The 2,095-nt window shown below is 46.7% G+C and carries 2 protein-coding genes; both read left to right on the top strand.

The genetic code is table 11. The features are described 5' to 3' along the window. Positions 1-624 (top strand): bifunctional 4-hydroxy-2-oxoglutarate aldolase/2-dehydro-3-deoxy-phosphogluconate aldolase (locus tag CLV62_RS21395; RefSeq protein WP_110312789.1); only part of this gene is annotated, 624 nt, incomplete at its 5' end. Between the two features lie 113 nt (positions 625-737). After that, a partial coding sequence (locus CLV62_RS21390; protein ID WP_185144283.1) for an MFS transporter occupies positions 738-2,095 on the top strand: 1,358 nt, incomplete at its 3' end.

The raw sequence follows: 2,095 nt of genomic DNA, 5'->3' as shown, positions 1-2,095 counted from the left end.
ATGGTTCCGGTCTTTTACAACAATGACCTGGAAACCAGCAAACAAGTAGTCAAAGCCTGTTATGAAGGAGGCGTCAGAGCCTTCGAATTCACCAACAGAGGCGACTTCGCCCATGAGATATTCGCCGAATTAGTTAAATGGGCCGCCAAAGAATGTCCCGAGATGATTTTAGGCATCGGCTCCATCGTAGATGCAGGCACCGCCTCACTCTACCTGCAGCTGGGAGCCAACTTCGTAGTAGGCCCCTTGCTGAACCCCGACATCTTCAAAGTATGCAACCGCCGGCAAGTAGCCTACATACCCGGATGCGGATCCGTATCCGAAATAGGATACGCACAAGAACTCGGAGCCGAAGTAGTCAAAGTATTCCCCGCCGGAAACGTAGGAGGACCCTCTTTCGTTAAAAACGTAAAAGCACCCATGCCCTGGTCGAGTATCATGGTAACAGGAGGAGTAGAACCCACAGAGGATAACCTGACCAAATGGATAGAAGCCGGAGTAACCTGCGTAGGAATGGGCTCCAACCTCTTTCCCAAAGAAGTGATCGCAGCCAAAAACTGGGCGGAAATAACCCGGATGAGTAAAGAAGCATTAGCCATCATAGCCAAAGCAAGACAAAAATAAAGCAGTCAGCAGTTAACAGTGATCAGTCAACAAGTATAGGAGCTTATTAACTGATCATTGATATCTGCTAACTGCTAACTGATCACTGTTAACTGTTAACTAAATACCAATCAATGAATACACCCAACCAACCCACACAAAAAATGACCAATTACAGATGGACTATCTGTGCCATGTTGTTTTTTGCAACTACGATCAACTACCTGGACAGGCAGGTACTTTCCTTAACGTGGAAAGACTTTATCGCTCCCGAGTTTCACTGGACCAACAATGACTACGGTAATATCACCGCCTTGTTTTCCATCTTCTATGCCCTGAGTATGCTCTTTGCAGGTCGTTTTATCGACTGGATGGATACCAAGAAAGGATTCCTGTGGGCAATCGGTATCTGGTCTGTAGGAGCCTGTTTACATGCCTTCTGCGGAATAGCCACTTCGGGTATAGCAGCCGGAGAATGGTTCGTAGGTTTCGAAGGAGCCAGACATGCCATTGAAATGGTAAGTGACGGAGCCATGGTCGCTTCGGTAAGTGTTACACTCTTCATCTTTGCCCGTCTGGTACTGGCAATAGGGGAAGCCGGTAACTTTCCGGCAGCTATTAAAGCAACAGCCGAATACTTTCCTAAAAAAGACAGGGCTTTATCTACCAGTATCTTCAATGCCGGGGCTACGGTAGGAGCACTGGCTGCACCTATAACCATTCCTTTCATTGCTGCCCACTGGGGATGGGAAATGTCCTTTATCATTATTGGGGCACTGGGTTTTGTCTGGATGGGATTCTGGGTATTCGTTTACAAGAAACCCGAGAAGAATCCGGCTGTCAATGCAGCCGAGTTGGCTTATATCCAACAGGATCTGGACGGTAGCGAGGGTATGGATGAAGCTACTAAAAAAGCACATGACGACCGGAAAATCTCTTTTCTGGATTGTTTCAAATACAGACAAACCTGGGCATTTGCTTTTGGTAAGTTTATGACTGATGGTGTATGGTGGTTCTTCCTGTTCTGGACGCCTGCTTACCTGAGTTCGGTATATGGCATTAAATCTTCTGATCCGGAAGGTCAGTTAGCAATATTTGTATTGTATGCCATTACTCTTTTGTCTATTATCGGGGGATGGCTTCCTACTTATTTTGTGGATAAGAAGGGTATGAATCCGTATGCGGGGCGTATGAAGGCGATGTTGATTTTTGCTTTCTTCCCTCTTTTGGCTTTGTTTGCTCAGCCTTTGGGCAGTGTTTCGTACTGGCTTCCTGTGATTATTATCGGTATTGCGGGTGCGGCTCATCAGGCCTGGTCTGCTAATATTTTCTCGACGGTGGGTGATATGTTCCCTAAGAAGGCTATTGCTACTATTACGGGTATCGGCGGTATGGCCGGTGGTGTGGGTTCGTTCCTTATTAATAAGGGTTCGGGTGTATTGTTTGATCATGCAGGGGAGACTCAGATGGTCTTTATGGGATTCAAAGGTGA

The sequence above is a fragment of the Indolivaga alginatilytica genome (assembly GCF_003201355.1).
Classification (GTDB): Bacteria; Bacteroidota; Bacteroidia; order Bacteroidales; family Dysgonomonadaceae; genus Dysgonomonas_A; species Dysgonomonas_A alginatilytica.
This window is presented reverse-complemented; position numbering and strand designations above follow the sequence as displayed.